The sequence below is a fragment of the Gemmobacter sp. genome (genome assembly GCF_046292685.1).
Taxonomy (GTDB): domain Bacteria; phylum Pseudomonadota; class Alphaproteobacteria; order Rhodobacterales; family Rhodobacteraceae; genus Wagnerdoeblera.
The window spans coordinates 1-16,449 of sequence record NZ_JBKBQM010000014.1; the positions used below are offsets into that span (position 1 = coordinate 1).

The window sequence follows — 16,449 nt, forward strand, 5'->3', positions numbered from 1 at the left end:
GGCCGCCCCGATCCACCCGAAGGCGGGGCCTTGTCAGGCCAGCGCGAGGTTCGTCGCCGATTCGCGGCCGTCGCGGCCGGATTCGATGTCGAACGTGACGGCCTGGCCGTCATTCAGCTGGCGGATGCCGGCGCGTTCCATCGCGCTGATGTGCACGAACACGTCCTTGCGGCCACCTTCCGGGGCAATGAAGCCGAAGCCTTTGGTGGCGTTGAACCATTTCACGGTGCCTTTGGCCATCGTGATGTCTCCTTCATGTATGCCACCTGCGAAAGTGCAGTGGCCCGGCCCGGTCGAAACAAGAAACCTGAAGCCGTGAGGAGACAGAGGATCAAGAGTAGAGCGTAGCGCACCCCATATGCGCCCTTGCAGCGATTCGCACAACCCCCCGCCGCGTTTTATTTCCGGCAAGCCTTTGCCGATGCCGTTTCCGGCCTGTTTCCCGGCCGGTCCCTTCGCGCTATGCAAGGGTTGTCACCCCGTGAAAACCCATGCCGGATGCCCGCCGATGTTCCAGCCTTCGCGCCGCCTGTTCCTGACCCTTGCCGCCGGGGCGCTGGTGGCGGGCTGTTCGCCCGTGCGGCGGCACGGGGCGCGGCCTTCGGCGTCGAACCTGCCCGAAGGCTCGCCGGAAATCCGCGCGATGGTGGACCGCTACGCCGACCACTACGACGTGCCGCGCAAGCTCGTGCACCGGGTGGTGCAGCGCGAAAGCCGCTACAATCCCGCCGCACGCAACGGCCCCTATTTCGGGCTCATGCAGATTCTGCCGCAGACCGCGCGCACCATGGGCTATGCCGGCCCGCCCGAAGGCTTGCTGGACCCGGAAATCAACCTGACCTATGGCGTGAAATACCTGCGCGGTGCCTGGCTCGTGGCCGACGGGTCGCACGACCGGGCAGTCATGTGGTATTCCAAGGGGTATTACTACGAGGCCAAGCGCCGCGGCCTCTTGCGCGAAACCGGCCTGCGCGCCTGAGCCCCCGCGCAAAATCGCCGCAGTGCCGCCCCGCGCTTGCCCGGAACCCCTGCGACATGGCATGCAGGACGCAGGCCGGGATGCAGCATGACGGACAGGGGTTTGGACAGCAGTCGTGACAGCCGCAAGGGTCTGGGCGGGTTCCACCGCGCCGCCGTGCTGATCGCGCTGTTCGTGGCGGAGCTTCTGCTGCTGGCGGCGGCCTACCAGTTCCTTGCGCGCATCGAATGCCAGGCGACCGAGGCCGAAGCGGCCTGCCGCGGCCTGCGCAGCCTTGTGGCCCGCGCCATGTCGGTGCTGGCGGTGGCGGCGGTGCTGCTTTGGGCGCGGCCCGCGCTGGCGGTGCGGCTGGCCGCGGCAACCCAGCGCCCCGGACCCAACGGCCTGTGGCCGGCGTTGCACTTTGCCGGGGTCGCGCTGCTGGCGGTGCCGCTGTTCGTGGCCGCAGGCCAGGACATGGCGCCGATGTTCGTGCGGCTCGCCCCGTTCTGGCTGGCGGGGGCGGTGGCCGCGCTGGCGGGGGCGGTGCTTTGGCTGGCCCCCGCGCCGGCCTGGCGCCGCGTCGCCGGGCGCGACGCGCCGGTGGTGCTGGCCGCGCTGGCCGGCGGCATCCTGCTGCCCGACCTGGCCGACCTGATCCTGCCCTTGTGGTGGCACTGGCCGGCGCTGACCGGGGCGACCTTCCATGCCGTGGCCGCGGTGCTGGCGCTGACCGGCGGCCCGGTGCATGTGGATGCTGCGGGCTACATCATCGGCATCGGCGGTTTCCGGGTGCACATCGCCCAGCAATGCTCGGGGGTCGAGGGGCTGGCGCTGGTCACCGGTTTTACCGCGCTTTATGCCGCGCTGTTCCACGACCGCATCCGCCCCTTGCGCTATGCGCTGGTGGTGTTGCCGCTGGGGCTGGTGCTCAGCTGGGGCCTCAACGTGCTGCGCATCGCGGCGCTGATCGTCATCGGCGACCGGGTTTCGCCCGACCTCGCGGTCAACGGGTTCCATTCCTATGCGGGCTGGCTGTTCTTCATCCTGCTGGCGCTGGGGCTGATGTGGTTCGTGCAGGCGACGCCCTGGCTGCACCGCGCCGCCGCGATGCCCCGCGCGCCCGCCCCCCCCTTGCGGCAAGACTGGCTGGCGGCGCGCATCCTGCCCTTCGTGGCGTTCATGGTGGTGTCCACGCTGACCGCGGCGCTGTTCTTTCACCCCGAGCTTGGCTACCCGTGGAAAACCGCTGTCATGGCGCTGGTGCTGGCGCTGTTCTGGCCGGCCCTGCGCGCGCAGGACTGGGCGCCTTCGGCCGCGGCGCTGGTGCTGGGGGTGCTGGTCGGCATCGGCTGGGTGCTGACCGCCCCGGCCGACGATCCCGATGCCTTCGTGCTGTCGCAGCTGCTGACCGGGCTCAGCGGCGCCGGTCTTGCCTTCTGGGTGGTGTTTCGCGTGGTGGGCACCGTCGCCCTCGTCCCGCTGGTCGAGGAGCTGTTCTTTCGCGGCTATGTGCTGGCGCGGCTGGACCGCGGCGGTCTCGGGTGGCGCCTCGTGGCGCTGGCGGTCTCCTCGGGGCTGTTCGGCCTGATGCACGGCCGCTGGGCCGAGGCGGCGGCGGCCGGGCTGGTCTTCGGCGGGCTCATGCTGTGGCGCGGGCGGCTGGCCGACGCCGTCTGGGGCCATGTCGCGGCCAATGCCGTGGTGGCGGCGGCCGCGCTCTGGCACGGCGACTGGGCACTGATCTGAGCACTTGAAAAGGCAAAGGCGCCGCGGGGGTTGCCCGCGGCGCCCTGCATTTCGGCGCTTGCGCCTCAGGCGCGGCGGCGGTTGCGTTCCCAGGCAAAGGCCAGCGCGGCCACGATCGCCGCCACGGCCAGCAGCGCCGTGGAGCCGTCGATCTCCGGCACCGCCACGGGCGTGGTCGAACCGCCCGAGCCCCCACGCCCGCCACCCGTAAGCCACCACAGCAACGACTGCGCCATTGCCGGCGCGGTCATCGTGCCAAAGGCGACGGCCGCCAAAGCCACTGTCTTGAACGAAGTCATACGCACACTCCCGACTAACCCTCTGCCTTTCAAAAGCCAGATTCCGCGCCTCAAAACAAGGGGCTTGCTGCCCTGCGCCACAATCTTGCCATTCTCTGTCTCCGTCGCGGCAGCAAAGTGCAAGACGGCGCGGGATTGTTTCCGAACCGGCGCTACCCCGCCCCGGCCCGGCCCCGGCGCCTGCCCGGTTTTCAGGCAGGCGCCAGAGGCCGCGCGAATCACGCCCCGGCGCCGGCGCCTTCGGCCTGCCAGACCAGGCCGGGCCTATACCGCGCCGCCACGCGCCCGCCCTGCAAGGCGAACAGGTGCAACCAGCCGTTGTCGAACAACGCCCGCACCCCCGGATGCCGTGCCAGCACGGCGCTCATCGCCTCGGTCGGCGCCTCGATCAGCACCGACAGCCGCAAGGGCTCGTGCACCAGCCGCGCGCCGTCGTGCACCGCCTGCCAGGGCAGGCCGGGGCGCAGGATGCCGCCGTTGCCTTGCACCACCCCGATACCGCCGGTGACGTTGTGGATCAGCTTGTTGCCGCCGCCGAAGGCCTCGGGCGCCACGGCCGAGCCATAGTATTGCAGGCTGATCCAGCTGGCCACCACCACCGGCGCGGTCAGGATCAGCTCCAGCGTGGCAAAGCCCGGATCCGCCGCCCAGTCGTAACTGTGCAGGAAGGCGCGGCCTTGCAGGTCGGCCCCGGCCGTCACCGCCCGCGGGGCGGCGACAAAGGCGGCGCAACCCGCCAGGCCCCATTCCGGGCGCACCTCGGCCCAGTTGCGCGCCCGGTCGGCAATGGTCAGCGCCGTGGCGCCGGGCAGGCGCGCCGCGCGTTCGGCCCGCGCCAGCGCCGCCGCGCCGGCCAGCCAGCGCCGCAGCGCGGCCAGCGTCTCGGCCGGCAGCGCCTCGGTATCGTGCAGCGTCACCGTGTCGGTCGTGGTGTCGTGGAGGCCGGCCACGAACACCGTATCCTCGGGCAAGGCGATGCCCTGCGCCGGCAAGGCCGCCCGGGTTTCGGGGTCGTTCAGCAGGCTGGCCAGCAGCCGGGCCGAGACCTCGCCGGTCTGCCCGCCGCAGGCGCCGCAATGATAGGCGCTTTCGTGCGGGTTGTTGGCGACCTGCGCGCCATGCCCGACCAGCAGCACCACCGGCGCATGGCCGCGGCTCAGGCTCATCGCCTTCAGCACCGCCGCCGCCGTGGCCGCCCGCGCCGCCACCGGCAGCGCCTCGGCAAGGCGGGGGGCCGGGGCGGGGGCCGCCTTGGCGCCCAGGCCCAGCGCATCGCGCACGAGCTTGGCGCCATAAAGCGGCCCCGCCGCCTCGACAAAGGCAAAGGACGACACCGCCGCCTGCCGGAACCGGCCCCAGGCCCGCGCCGTGCGCGCCGCGATGCGCGCGGCCTGCTCGACCTCTGGCGCGGCATGGCTGGTGGCGGTCAGCCCGGGGTTCAGCAGCACCGGCAGATGCGTCGCCGCCTCGTCCGTGCCATGCGCCAGATGCGCCAGCGGCAGGCCGAAGAACCCGGCAAAGCCGATGGTCTCGATCCCGGGGTCGAGCGATTCCAGCGCGCGGCGGAACACCTCGGACCGCACGTCGATGCAGAATGCCGCCTGCAGCGCCGGCCGCGCGGGCAGCGCCGGGGCCGGGCCGTTCAGCATCGCCGCCAGCCGCCGCTGATGCGCGCGCTCGGCCGCCTCCTGCAAGATCGCGTCCAGCACCTGATCGGCCGTCGGCGCCACCGGCGCCTCGTGCGCGGCCAGCGTTTCGGCCCAGGCCTTGCCGACCTCGGGCGCATGGGCCAGCAGGGCCTCCTCCCACACCAGCCGGATCGCCAGCAGGTCGGTCAGCGTGGTGTCGCTGCCCCCGGCCAGCTCGGCCTGCCACAACAGCCAGCGCGCGTGCTGCGCCCAGCCGCCCAGGTCCATCAGCAGCCGGTGATAGGCGGTCGGCGCCGCCGCCTCGGTCAGCCCCAGCCGCTCCGAGGCGCGCAGCACCGCCCGCGCCGCGGTGTCGGGCGCCGCGGCGACATGGGCGCAAAAACCCGTCAGGCCCGCGATTTCCGGTGTCAGGTCATGCGTCGCCCATTCGCGCCAGGCCGCATAGGCACCCTGCCGCGCGGCGGGCGACCACAGCGCCTGCCCGAGGTCGAACTGCCCGGCCGCCCACAGCCCGAAGGCCCGCGCGATCACTGCCGGCCAGTCGGTGCCGCCGACCCCGGCGACCAGGTCGGCCAGCGTGGGCAAGGCGGCCGGGGCCGGCGGCTCGGTCGCCAGCCGCGCCTTCAGCAGCGCGAGGTCGGCCGGCTTCAAGGGCGAGGCACAGGCGATCAGCGCCTCGGCCAGGTCGTCGTCGCCGATCCGGCCGGCGGCCACCTCGGCCGCCAGCTCGGCCCGCGGGCGCATCAGCCGCACGCCGGCCACCCGCGCCAACCGCGCCGCGGCGGTGGCCAGATCCTCGCCGGTCTGGCCCAGGAACGGGTTCACCGCCACCGTGGCCGACAAGGGAAAGGCCGGCGGTATGGCCCGGGCCGCCGCTTCGGCCGCTTCCAGCAGGCCGGCCACCCGGGCCGGGGCAATGTCGATCGCTTTCAGAAACATCGGTCGGTCCCTTTCGGATCACTGCGGTTTCGAGGCCCGGAACCCGCCGATCAGGCGGTCGAGCACGGCATTCAGGTAAAGCCCGTTGGCCAGGTGCACCCGCAGCCCGGCCGCCGCCGGATGGTGCGCCCACAGCGGGAACAGCGCCTGCGCCCAGGCCACCAGCCCGAACGACACCAGCGCCAGCACGATCAGCGCCCATTCCAGCGGCCCGGGCACCGGGGGCGCCGGCAGCTGCCCGCCCCACACCAGGCCGGCAATCTGGTGAAAGGCGAAATATCCCACCGCCGCCGCCGCCGCGGCCGCCGCCGTGCGCTGCGTCAGCGCCCGCGGCGCAGCATCGGCCAGGCCTTGCGCCACCAGATAGGCCACGCCGAACACCAGGATCACGCCCAGCGCCAGGGCCTGCGGCGTCTTGGCCCCGGCCAGCGCGCCAAAGCCCGCCGCCACCGCGCCATAGAGCACCACCGCGATGCCGAAGGCGCGCGCCACCGCCCAGGGCCCCGGCACCGCCACCGGCCCCGGCCGGCGCACCGCCGCCACCGCCTGCACCGCCCCGCCCGACGACAGGAAGGCATGCGCCTTGTAAAGCGAATGCGCCACGATGTGCAGCAAGGCCAGCGCCCACAGGCCCAGACCGCATTGCACCAGCATGAAGCCCATCTGCGCCACGGTGGACCAGGCCAGCGCGGTCTTGACCGCGCTTTGCGTCAGCATCACCGCCGCCCCGAACAGCGCGGTGAACCCGCCCAGCATCACCAGCGCCGCCATCGCGCCCGGGCTGGCCTGCACCAGGTCCGCCAGCCGGATCAGCAGGAACCCGCCCGCGTTCACGATGCCGGCGTGCAGCAGGGCCGAAACCGGCGTCGGTGCCTCCATCACCTCGGTCAACCAGCCGTGCAGCGGAAACGAGGCGGTCTTGAACAGCGCGGCCAGCACCAGCAGCGCCACCGCGCCCTGCGCCGCCAGCGGCAGGCCGCCGGCCGCCATCGCACTCAGCGCCGCCAGGTCGGCAGTGCCGAAGGCAACCCACAACAGCACCGCCGCCCCGAACACCGCAACGTCGCCCGCGCCCCAGACCAACGAGAACTTGGCCGCCGCGCGCCGCGCCTCGGGCCGCCCGGGGTAGAACAGCAGCAACTGCCGCAGCCCCAGCCCCACCGCCACCAGCGCCAGCACCAGCACCGCAAGGCTTCCCGCCTGCACCAGCACCAGCACCGCCGCCAGCGTCGCCAGCATCCAGGCATGGAACGCGCCTTCGCGCGCCTCGCCATCCATGTAGCTGCGCGCATAGCGCACCACCACCCAGCCGACAAACCCGACCAGCAGCGCCATCGTCGCCGACAGCGCATCCACCCGCAGCAGCAGCGTCAGCGCCCCCGTGCCGGCGCCGAACGTCGCCGGCCCCCAGGCGATCAGCCCGGCAAGGCCGGTGCCCGCCAGGCCCAGCGCCACCAGCGCCGCCGCTTCGGCCAGGCGCGGCACCGGCGCGGGACGGCGGCCCGGGCGCGCGGCCGCAACCGCCGCTGCCGCCAGAAGAACCACAGGGGCAACCAGGCCCGGGGGAAAGAAGGTCTCCATCGTTCGGCACTCCGTGACCATTGGACTGCCGATGCAGATAGCCTGCGCCAGCATCGCAGAAAATTACATATTTTCGCCGTAACCGTTCCATTATATAGAACGGCCATGCACCTGAACCTGCACCACCTGCGCCTGTTCCGCGCCGTTGCCACCGATGGCACCCTGACCGGCGCCGCCCGGCGGCTGAACCTGTCGCAATCCGCGCTTTCGGCGCAGATCCGCACGCTGGAACAGACGCTGGGGCACGACCTGTTCGAACGCCGCGGCCGCGGCCTCGTGCTGACCGAGGCCGGGCGCATCGCGCTCGACCATGCCGAGGCGATCTTTCGCACCGCCGACGACCTCGCCTCGACCTTGCAGGAAACCGGGCGCGGGCGGCGCGCCTTGCGGGTTGGGGCGCTGGCCACGCTGTCGCGCAACCTTCAGATGCGGTTCCTGCGCCCGCTGATCGGCCGCCCGGATGTCGAGGTGGTGCTGCGCTCGGGCTCGCAAGGCGAATTGCTGCGCGGGCTCGATGCGCTGGCGCTGGACGTGGTACTGACGAACCTTGCCCCCCCGCGCGATGCGGCCAGCCCCTGGCTGGTGCACCGCATCTCCGAACAACCCGTCAGCCTGATCGGCACGCCCGCGCGCATCGGCGCCAGCCCGCGCAGCCTGGCCGACCTGCTGGCGCAGGAACCCATCGTGCTGCCCCCGCCCGAAACCGCGCTGCGCGCCGGGTTCGATGCGCTGGCCAGCCGCCTGCGCGTCACCCCCAACATCGCGGCCGAGGCCGACGACATGGCCATGCTGCGCCTGCTGGCGCGCGAAAACGCCGGCCTTGCGGCGATTCCGCCCATCGTGGTGCAAGACGAACTGGGCGCCGGCACCCTGGTCGAGGCCGCCAAGCTCGACGGGCTCAGCGAAACCTTCCTCGCCATCACCCGCACCCGACGCTTCGCCAACCCGCTGCTGGCGCCGCTGCTGTCGGCCACCGACTGACAGGCGGACCGGATGCGCCATGCCTTGCGCGAAGGACAGGGAAAGGCGGGAAAATGGTCGGAGCGAGAGGATTCGAACCTCCGACCCCCTGCTCCCGAAGCAGGTGCGCTACCAGGCTGCGCTACGCTCCGACCGTGGGCGGGGGGTTAAACCCTTCGCGCCAGCTTGGCAAGGGGGTAGATGCAGCCTAAAGCCGCGCGCCCGCATCGACGCCGGCCCCCTCGACCTTGCGCCGCGCCTCGCGCCAGACGATGTAGACGCCGCTGGCAATCACGATCGCCGCGCCCAGCAGGGTCATGGCATCGGGCTGTTCCTGAAAGAACAGCGTGCCGAACACCACCGCCCAGACGATCTGCGAATACTGCATCGGCGCCACCACCACCGCCTCGGCCCGGCGATAGGCCAGGATCACCAGCTGCATCGCGGCAAAGGCCATCGCGGCAATGGCGATCATCACCGCCAGGTCCGGCCCCGGCATCGGCAGGTAGACCCAGGGCATCATCGCCCCCATCAGCACGAAATTGCCCGCCATCGCATACAGCAGCAGCACCGCCGCGCGTTCCTGCTGGCCGATCCTCCGCGTGATGACCGAGGTCATCGCCCCCATCGCCGCGCTGGCCAGCGCCGCCAGATGCCCCAGCGACAGCTCGGCCGACCCGGGCCGCAGCACCACCAGCACACCGCACATGCCCACCACCACCGCCAGCCCGCGCCGCCAGCCCACCTTTTCGCCCAGCACCGGCACCGACAGCAGCGTAATCATCAGCGGTGTGCCGAACAGGATGGCATAGACCTGCGCCATCGGCAGCACCGAAAAGGCGTAGAAGCCGCACACCGAAGACCCCGCCACCGTCAGCCCGCGCACCCAGACCCAGGCCGGGTTGCGCGGCAGCAGCGTGCCCGCGGCCCGGTCGGTCGCCACCATCGCCAGGATCAGCGGAAAGCCGAACAGCGCGATGCAGAACACGATCTGCACCGGCGAATAGGTCGCCGCCAGCACCTTTATCAGCGCATCATGCGAGGAAAACACGAAAAACGCCGCAAGCGCCAACAGGGCTCCGGTGGCGTTCGGGCTCTGGCGCAGCATGTCGGGCATCCTTGCAGGCCCGAAACCCGGGCGTTCCGGCGGCACCATACCCGATCCGTCGGCAGGCTCAACCGCTTGCGGCGGCCGGATGCAGGGGGCAATCTGCCGGCATGGACACCGGCGTGCTGACCGCCCTCGGGGGCATCGGAATCTTCCTGTTCGGGATGAAGATCCTGACCGAATCGCTGCGCGCCGCCGCCGGCGACGGGCTGCGCCGCGCCATCGCGCGCGCCACCACCACGCCGTTGCGCGGCACGCTGACCGGCGCGCTGGCCACCACCATCGTGCAATCCTCCACCGCCGTCACGGTGATGACGGTGGGCTTTGCCGGGGCGGGGCTGCTGACCACGGGCCAGGCGCTGGGGCTGATCTATGGCGCCAACATCGGCACCACCGCCACCGGCTGGATCGTGAACCTGCTGGGCTTCAAGCTGAAACTCGGCACCATTGCCATGCCGGCCATGTTCGGCGCCGCCTTGCTGGCGGTGCTGGGCCAGGGCCGCTGGGCCACGCTGGGCAAGGGGCTGGCGGGGCTGTGCCTGCTGTTCATCGGGCTGGACCTGATGCAAGGCGCCGGTGCGCTGGTGCAAGGCTGGCTGGGCCCCGACGTGCTGCCCGGCGACACCTGGGCGGGGCGCGCGCAACTGGTGCTGGCGGGGGCGGTTCTGGTGGCGATGCTGCAAAGCTCCAGCGCCGGAATGGCCTTGCTGCTGGTGGTGCTGGGCGCGGGCGGCGTCACCTTCACCCAGGCGGCAGCGCTGGCCATCGGCATGAACGTCGGCACCACGCTGACCGCCTTGCTCGCCGCTGCCGGCGGCAGCCGCGCCATGCGCCAGACGGCGCTGGCGAACCTGCTGTTCAACGTGATTTCCGCCGTGCTGGCCTTTCCGCTGCTCGACGCGGTGTCGCCGCTTCTGCACGGCACCGCCCTGGGGCGCGACGACCAGACGGCGCTGGTGCTGTATCACACCAGCCTGAACGTGGCGGGCGCGCTGGTGTTCCTGCCGTTCACCGGCGCCTTCGCCCGCCTGCTCGACCGGCTGGTGCCCGAACGGCCGACGGCACACCTGCCCGCGCTCGACCCCGCCTTGCTGGCCGACCCCGAAACCGCCCTGGCCGCCGCCGCCACCGTGGCCGGCGACCTGGCCGACCGCATGTTCGCCGCCACCGGCGCCGCCCTCGCGCCCGCACCCGACCTGCGCGGCCTTGCCGCCCTTTCGGCCCAGGCGCCCGAGGTTCTGGCCCAGCTTCAGGCCTTTCTGGCCCGCATCCGCCTGCCCGACGACCGGCCCGCGCTGCACCGGCGCATGACCGCGCTGTTGCACCTGACCGACCACCTCGGCCGCCTGGCCGAACGGCTGTCGCGCACCGCGCCGCTCGCCGCCTCGGCCGAGGATCGCACCCTGCACCGCACCGCCCGCGCGGTCGGCGCCGCCTTTCGCCGCCCCGGCCTGCCTGCCTCCCGGTTCGACCGGCTGGCCGACCTGATCGACCGGCGCAGCCTGCGCCACCGCCGCGCCACGCTGCTGCGCGAACACCTCGGGCAGGTTTCCGTGCCCGACCTGTTCCGCCGCACCGACGCCATGCGCTGGCTGTCCCACGTTGCCCGGCACGGCGAACGCATCGCGCATTACCGCGCCGAACTGGCGGGGGCTTAGGCGTCCTTCGGCAGCACCCGCAACCGCAGCTCGCGCAACTGCTCGTTGGTGGGCTCGCTCGGCGCGCCCATCAGCAGGTCTTCGGCGCGCTGGTTCATCGGGAACAGGATGACCTGCCGGATGTTCGCCTCGTCCGCCAGCAGCATCACGATGCGGTCGATGCCCGCGGCACAGCCCCCGTGCGGCGGCGCGCCATAGCGAAAGGCCTTGACCATGCCGCCAAAGCGCCTTTCCACCTCCTCGCGGCCATAGCCCGCCAGCTCGAAGGCCTTGAACATGATCTCGGGCGTATGATTGCGGATGCCGCCCGAAATCAGCTCATAGCCGTTGCAGGCCAGGTCGTATTGATAGGCATGAACGTTCAGCGGGTCGCCCGCCAAGGCCTCCAGCCCGCCTTGCGGCATGGAAAACGGGTTGTGGCTGAAGTCGATCTTGCCCGTCTCCGGGTCCTTCTCGTACATCGGGAAATCGACGATCCAGGCGAATTCGAACCGGTTGAAATCCGTCAACCCCAGCTCGCGCCCGATCTCGTTGCGCGCCTTGCCCGCCACCGCCTCGAAGGTTTCGGGCCGCCCGCCCAGAAAGAACACGGCATCCCCCAGGCCAAGCCCCAGCTGCTGGCGGATCGCTTCGGTGCGCTCGGGGCCGATGTTCTTGGCCACCGGCCCGGCGGCATCCATCGCGCCGCCTTCCTCGCGCCAGAAGATATAGCCCATCCCCGGCAGGCCCTGCGCCTGGGCAAAGGCATTCATCCGGTCGCAGAACTTGCGGCTGCCGCCCGTGGGCGCCGGAATGGCACGAATCTCGGTGCCCTCCTGCTCCAGCAGTTTCGCAAAGATCGCAAAGCCCGAGCCGCGGAAATGCTCGCTCACATCCGCCATCCGGATCGGGTTGCGCAGGTCGGGCTTGTCGCTGCCATACCACTTCAGCGCGTCCCGATAGGCGATGCGCGGCCACACCTTGTTCACCGGGCGCCCCTTGCCGAACTCCTCGAACAGCCCGGCAATCACCGGCTGGACGGTGGCGAACACATCCTCCTGCGTGACGAAACTCATCTCCAGGTCCAGCTGGTAGAAATCCGTCGGGCTGCGGTCCGCGCGCGGATCCTCGTCGCGAAAGCAAGGCGCGATCTGGAAATAGCGGTCGAAGCCCGAGACCATCAGCAACTGCTTGAACTGCTGCGGCGCCTGCGGCAGCGCATAGAACTTGCCCGGGTGCAGACGGCTCGGCACCAGGAAATCGCGCGCCCCCTCGGGGCTCGACGCGGTGATGATCGGCGTCTGGAACTCGTTGAACCCCGCCGCCCACATCCGGTTGCGGATCGACCGGATCACGTTCGACCGCAGCATCATGTTGGCATGCAGCGTCTCGCGCCGCAGGTCGAGGAAACGGTAGGTCAGCCGCGTTTCCTCGGGGTAATCGGGCTCGCCGAACACCGGCAAGGGCAGCTCGTCCGCCGGGCCCAGCACCTCCACCGCCGTCACATAAACCTCGATCGCGCCGGTGGGCAGCTTTGGGTTCACCAGCGCCGCATCGCGCGCCTTCACGAGGCCATCCACCCGGATGCAGAATTCGCTGCGCACCTTTTCCAGTGCGCCCAGCGCCGGGCTGTCGGCATCGGCCAGCACCTGGGTGATGCCGTAATGGTCGCGCAGGTCGATGAACAGCACCCCGCCATGATCGCGCACCCGGTGAACCCACCCCGACAGCCGGACCGTCTGGCCCACATGGTCCAGGTTCAGATCGGCACAGGTATGGCTGCGATAGGCGTGCATGGGCGTCCCTTTCCGCGGGGCTGACTGACCGCGCCGTGAAAGCGCGCCGGCCCGGCGAAGTCAAGCCCGCGCCCCTTTCACCTTGTCCAAATATCCCCGCCGGAGGCCCCGGCCTGCTCCGCAGGCCCCGGCCGGCCGGATCAGACCACCACCGGCTGCGCTGCCTGTTCGCCCACGCCGAACACCCGCTTGTAGCGTTCCACCTCGGCCTTCGGGCCCATCGCCTTCATGGGGTTGTCCGAAAGCTTCACCGTCGGCCGCCCGTCGGCGCTGACCGCCTTGCACACCAGGCTGAACGGCGCCAGCCGGTCGCCCGCCACCAGGCCGCGGAAATCGTTGGTCAACAGCGTGCCCCAGCCGAAGCTCACCTTCACCCGGCCGTGGAACCGGGCGTGAAGCGCCTCGATCCTGTCCACGTCCAGCCCGTCGGAAAAGATCACCAGCTTCTGCGCCGGATCCTCGCCGCGCGCCTTCCACCAGCGGATCGCGGTTTCCGCCCCCGTGACCGGGTCGCCCGAATCGATGCGGATGCCCGTCCAGCCGGCCAGCCAGTCGGGCGCGCGCGCCAGGAACCCTTCGGTGCCGTAGGTATCGGGCAGGATGATGCGCAGGTTGCCGTCGTGCTCCTCGTGCCAGTCGGCCAGCACGCGGTAAGGCGCCTGCGCCAGCTCCTCGTCGCTGTCGGCCAGCGCGGCCGTCACCATCGGCAACTCGTGCGCATTGGTCCCGATCGCCTCGATGTCGCGCTTCATGGCGATGCGGCAGTTCGAGGTGCCGATGAACTTGGCCCCCAGCCCTTCCTGCATGGCCTGCACGCACCAGTCCTGCCAGAGGAACCCGTGCCGCCGCCGCGTGCCGAAATCGGCGATCTTCAGCCCCTCGATCCGCCGCAGCCGCTCCACCTTTTCCCAGACCCGCGCCATCGCCCGGGCATAGAGCACCTGCAGCTCGAACCTGCCCATGCCGCGCAGCACCGCGCGGCTGCGCAGCTCCATCAGCACGGCCAGCGCGGGAATCTCCCACAGCATCACCTCGGGCCAGCGCCCCTCGAAGGTCAGCTCGTATTGCCCGTCCACCTTTTCCAGATGATAGGGCGGCAGGCGCAAGCCCTCGAACCACTCCATGAAATCGGGGCGGAACATCTGGCGCTTGCCATAGAACATGTTGCCGCGCAGCCAGGTCGACTCGCCCCGGCTCAGGCTCAGGCTGCGCACATGGTCCAGCTGCTCGCGCAACGCGCCTTCGTCGATCAGCTCGGCCAACCGCACGTCGGCGCTGCGGTTGATAAGCGAGAACACCACCGTCGTATCGGGGTGGTTGCGTAAAATCGACTGACACATCAACAGCTTGTAGAAATCGGTGTCGATCAGCGACCGCACGATCGGGTCGATGTTCCAGTTGTGGTTGTGCACCCGTGTGGCGATATCGACCATCTCACCCCTCCAGCCGCACCCCGGCCGCGCGCATCCGCTCCAGCATCGCGGCCAGCGACCCGTTCAGGTCGATCGCCCGGCAGGCGGCCAGCTCGACCGTCACGGCAAAGCCCAGCCGGGCGGCATCCAGCGCCGAAAAGCCGACGCAGAAATCGGTGGCAAGGCCGGTCAGCGTCACCGCCGAAACCCCGCGGGCGCGCAGCAACCCGTCAAGCCCGGTGGGGGTGGTGCGGTCGTTCTCGAAAAACGCCGAATAGCTGTCGATGCCGCGGCGGAACCCCTTGCGGATGATCGCCTGCGCCGGGCTGGTGCGCAGCCCGGGGTGAAAGGCGGCACCGTGGCTGCCTTGCACGCAATGGGTGGGCCACAGCGTCTGGTCGCCATACTCCATCCGCACCGTCTCGAAAGGATGCGCGCCGGGGTGGCTGGCGGCAAAGCTGGAATGCCCCGCCGGGTGCCAGTCCTGCGTCAGCACCACGGTGGCGAAATCGTCCATCATCGCGTTGACGGCCGGGATGATCGCGTCGCCTTCGGCCACCGCCAGCGCACCACCGGGGCAGAAATCGTTCTGGATGTCGATCACGATCAGTGCTTCGGTGCTGGGGCGCATGAGGGGTTCCGGTGCTGTCATCCTGACGTTGCCTAAGCGGCGCGCAGCCTCGCGTCAATCGCCCGCGCTCAGGGCAACCGGCGCGACAGCGCCGCCATCGCCCATCCCACCACGCCGAACACCGCCACCAGCCCGGCGATGTTCAGCCCCACCTGCGCCCAGCCGAAGCGCCCGACATCGACAAAGAAATAGGGGTAACGCCCTTCGGCCAGCCCTCGCCACAGCGCATAGCCGCAATAGGCCGCCGGCCAGATCAGCCAGCGCGGCACCCGCGCCGCCGCCAGGCCCCGCGGCCCGAAGCCCAGCCACCACAGCAGCGCCCCCGCCGGCACCAGCGCGTGCAAGGCAAGGTCGGTCCAGAACCGCAGGCCCTGAAACGGCACCTCGGGGCGCAGCAACACCTGATAGACCGCGCCGACCATCAGGATGTTCAGCACCGCCGTCATCGCCAGGTCCGCCGGCACCCGCCGCCCCAGCCCCTGCGCCAGCATCGTGCCCGCCACCAGCACATTGGTCAGAATGGTAAAGAACCGCGCCATTTCCCAGGCGCGCGCGCCCCAGTCGGCCAGGCCCGGCCGGCCGCCCAGCCGGACGAACTCGGCCACCACCGCCGCCAGCGCCACCGCCCCCAGGATCAGCGCCAATGTCCGTGCCATGCCTGCCCCCCCTTTGCGGCTGCATCAGGCCCGACCGGCGCCGCCAAGGCAAGCCCCTTGCGCCGCCGGGCCAGTCGGGTAAACCGCCGGCATGGTCGTCATCGCAGCCCTCTACCACTTTGCCCGCTTTCCCGACCCGGCCGCCTTGCGCGCGCCGCTCCTGGCGCTGGCGCGGGCACAAGGGGTGCGCGGCTCGCTGCTGCTCGCGCCCGAAGGCATCAACGGCACCATCGCCGGGCCGCGCGCCGGCATCGACGCGATGCTGGCGCATATCCGCGCGCTGCCCGGTTGCGCCGATCTGGACTGGAAGGAAAGCCGCGCCGAAACCCTGCCCTTCGGCCGCATGAAGGTGCGGCTCAAGCGCGAGATCGTGACGATGGGCCAACCCGACGTGGACCCGCGCGCCCGCGTCGGCCATTACGTCGCCCCGCAAGACTGGAACGCGCTGATTTCCGCCCCCGATGTCGCCGTCATCGACACCCGCAACGCTTACGAGGTGGCGATCGGCACCTTTGCCGGCGCGGTCGATCCGGGCACGCGGTCCTTCGGCGAATTTCCCGCCTGGTGGCGCGCCAATGCCCACCGATTTCACAACAAGCGCATCGCGATGTTCTGCACCGGCGGCATCCGCTGCGAAAAGTCCACCAACTGGCTGCTGGGGCAAGGGGTGGATCAGGTGTTCCACCTGCAAGGCGGCATCCTGAAGTATCTCGAGGAGGTGCCGCCGGACCAAAGCCTCTGGCAAGGCGAATGCTTCGTGTTCGATCAGCGCGTGTCGGTCGGGCATGGGCTGGTGCCGGGCGATGCCGCCATGTGCCACGCCTGCCGCCGCCCCGTCACCCCGGCCGACCGCGCCCACCCCGCGTATGAAGAAGGCGTCAGCTGCCCCGCCTGCATCGACGATTACGACGAGGCGCGCCGCGCCCGCTTCCGCGAACGGATGCGCCAGGTGCGCCTCGCCCAGGCCCGCGGCGCCGTGCACCTGGGCGAAGGCGCGATGCCCGAAGGCTGAGGCCTCTCGCCCCCCGCGCCCCCGCGCCCCTGCACCGCGGGCAAAGGTTAAGGCTTCGTGAA

The 16,449-nt window shown here is 70.8% G+C and carries 14 protein-coding genes and 1 tRNA gene; 5 read left to right on the forward strand and 10 right to left on the reverse strand.

Annotated features, from left to right (window positions below):
- Nucleotides 1-33: 33 nt before the first annotated feature.
- Nucleotides 34-240: a cold-shock protein gene (locus ACK4S2_RS05710; RefSeq protein ID WP_409621378.1), complete on the reverse strand. Its 207-nt coding sequence runs from the start codon at nt 238-240 to the stop codon at nt 34-36.
- Nucleotides 241-508: 268 nt separating this feature from the next.
- Between ACK4S2_RS05710 and ACK4S2_RS05715 the strand changes: the two genes are divergently transcribed.
- Nucleotides 509-979, forward strand: a complete 471-nt coding sequence (locus ACK4S2_RS05715) for a transglycosylase SLT domain-containing protein (RefSeq protein ID WP_409621381.1) — start codon at nt 509-511, stop codon at nt 977-979.
- Between the two features lie 102 nt (nt 980-1,081).
- A complete protein-coding gene (gene xrtE, locus ACK4S2_RS05720) occupies nt 1,082-2,707 on the forward strand; it encodes an exosortase E/protease, VPEID-CTERM system (protein ID WP_409621384.1) in 1,626 nt (541 codons plus the stop codon).
- 65 nt (nt 2,708-2,772) lie between these two features.
- Here xrtE and ACK4S2_RS05725 read toward each other — a convergent pair whose 3' ends face one another.
- The 3 genes from ACK4S2_RS05725 to ACK4S2_RS05735 form a co-directional block, all read right to left on the reverse strand.
- Nucleotides 2,773-3,006 carry a VPEID-CTERM sorting domain-containing protein gene (locus tag ACK4S2_RS05725; protein WP_409621387.1) on the reverse strand — a complete coding sequence of 78 codons (234 nt, stop codon included), beginning with the start codon at nt 3,004-3,006 and terminating at the stop codon, nt 2,773-2,775.
- A gap of 218 nt (nt 3,007-3,224) precedes the next feature.
- Nucleotides 3,225-5,594, reverse strand: a complete 2,370-nt coding sequence (locus ACK4S2_RS05730; protein ID WP_409621390.1) for a YbcC family protein — start codon at nt 5,592-5,594, stop codon at nt 3,225-3,227.
- Between the two features lie 18 nt (nt 5,595-5,612).
- Nucleotides 5,613-7,175: a proton-conducting transporter membrane subunit gene (locus ACK4S2_RS05735; RefSeq protein WP_409621393.1), complete on the reverse strand. Its 1,563-nt coding sequence runs from the start codon at nt 7,173-7,175 to the stop codon at nt 5,613-5,615.
- Nucleotides 7,176-7,280: 105 nt separating this feature from the next.
- Between ACK4S2_RS05735 and ACK4S2_RS05740 the strand changes: the two genes are divergently transcribed.
- Nucleotides 7,281-8,156, forward strand: a complete 876-nt coding sequence (locus tag ACK4S2_RS05740) for a LysR family transcriptional regulator (protein ID WP_409621396.1) — start codon at nt 7,281-7,283, stop codon at nt 8,154-8,156.
- Nucleotides 8,157-8,210: 54 nt separating this feature from the next.
- Here the strand turns inward: ACK4S2_RS05740 and ACK4S2_RS05745 are convergent.
- Together ACK4S2_RS05745 and ACK4S2_RS05750 are read right to left on the reverse strand one after the other, a co-directional pair.
- Nucleotides 8,211-8,287 (reverse strand) — tRNA-Pro (locus tag ACK4S2_RS05745).
- Nucleotides 8,288-8,343: 56 nt separating this feature from the next.
- Nucleotides 8,344-9,243 carry a DMT family transporter gene (locus ACK4S2_RS05750; RefSeq protein WP_409621399.1) on the reverse strand — a complete coding sequence of 300 codons (900 nt, stop codon included), beginning with the start codon at nt 9,241-9,243 and terminating at the stop codon, nt 8,344-8,346.
- A 110-nt stretch (nt 9,244-9,353) separates the two neighbouring features.
- Here ACK4S2_RS05750 and ACK4S2_RS05755 point away from each other — a divergent pair, with 110 nt between their 5' ends.
- The gene (locus ACK4S2_RS05755) at nt 9,354-10,901 is read left to right on the forward strand and encodes a Na/Pi cotransporter family protein (RefSeq protein WP_409621402.1); all 1,548 of its coding nucleotides are present in this window, start codon (nt 9,354-9,356) and stop codon (nt 10,899-10,901) included.
- Here the strand turns inward: ACK4S2_RS05755 and aspS are convergent.
- The 4 genes from aspS to ACK4S2_RS05775 all read right to left on the reverse strand — a co-directional run bounded on the left by aspS (nt 10,898) and on the right by ACK4S2_RS05775 (nt 15,375).
- On the reverse strand, nt 10,898-12,676 hold the full coding sequence (gene aspS, locus ACK4S2_RS05760) for an aspartate--tRNA ligase (protein ID WP_409621405.1): 1,779 nt from the start codon (nt 12,674-12,676) through the stop codon (nt 10,898-10,900). The two genes, ACK4S2_RS05755 and aspS, sit on opposite strands and share 4 nt — an antisense overlap.
- A 140-nt stretch (nt 12,677-12,816) precedes the next feature.
- Entirely contained in the window at nt 12,817-14,109 is a 1,293-nt protein-coding gene (pncB, locus tag ACK4S2_RS05765) for a nicotinate phosphoribosyltransferase (protein WP_409621408.1), read from the reverse strand.
- Nucleotide 14,110: 1 nt separating this feature from the next.
- Nucleotides 14,111-14,719, reverse strand: coding sequence for a bifunctional nicotinamidase/pyrazinamidase (gene pncA, locus ACK4S2_RS05770; RefSeq protein WP_409621411.1), 609 nt, complete (start codon nt 14,717-14,719; stop codon nt 14,111-14,113).
- A gap of 68 nt (nt 14,720-14,787) precedes the next feature.
- The gene (locus ACK4S2_RS05775) at nt 14,788-15,375 is read right to left on the reverse strand and encodes a Pr6Pr family membrane protein (RefSeq protein WP_409621414.1); all 588 of its coding nucleotides are present in this window, start codon (nt 15,373-15,375) and stop codon (nt 14,788-14,790) included.
- 91 nt (nt 15,376-15,466) lie between these two features.
- On the opposite strand from ACK4S2_RS05775, the gene ACK4S2_RS05780 reads away from it, so the two are divergent.
- On the forward strand, nt 15,467-16,387 hold the full coding sequence (locus ACK4S2_RS05780) for a rhodanese-related sulfurtransferase (protein WP_409621417.1): 921 nt from the start codon (nt 15,467-15,469) through the stop codon (nt 16,385-16,387).
- Nucleotides 16,388-16,449: the final 62 nt, after the last annotated feature.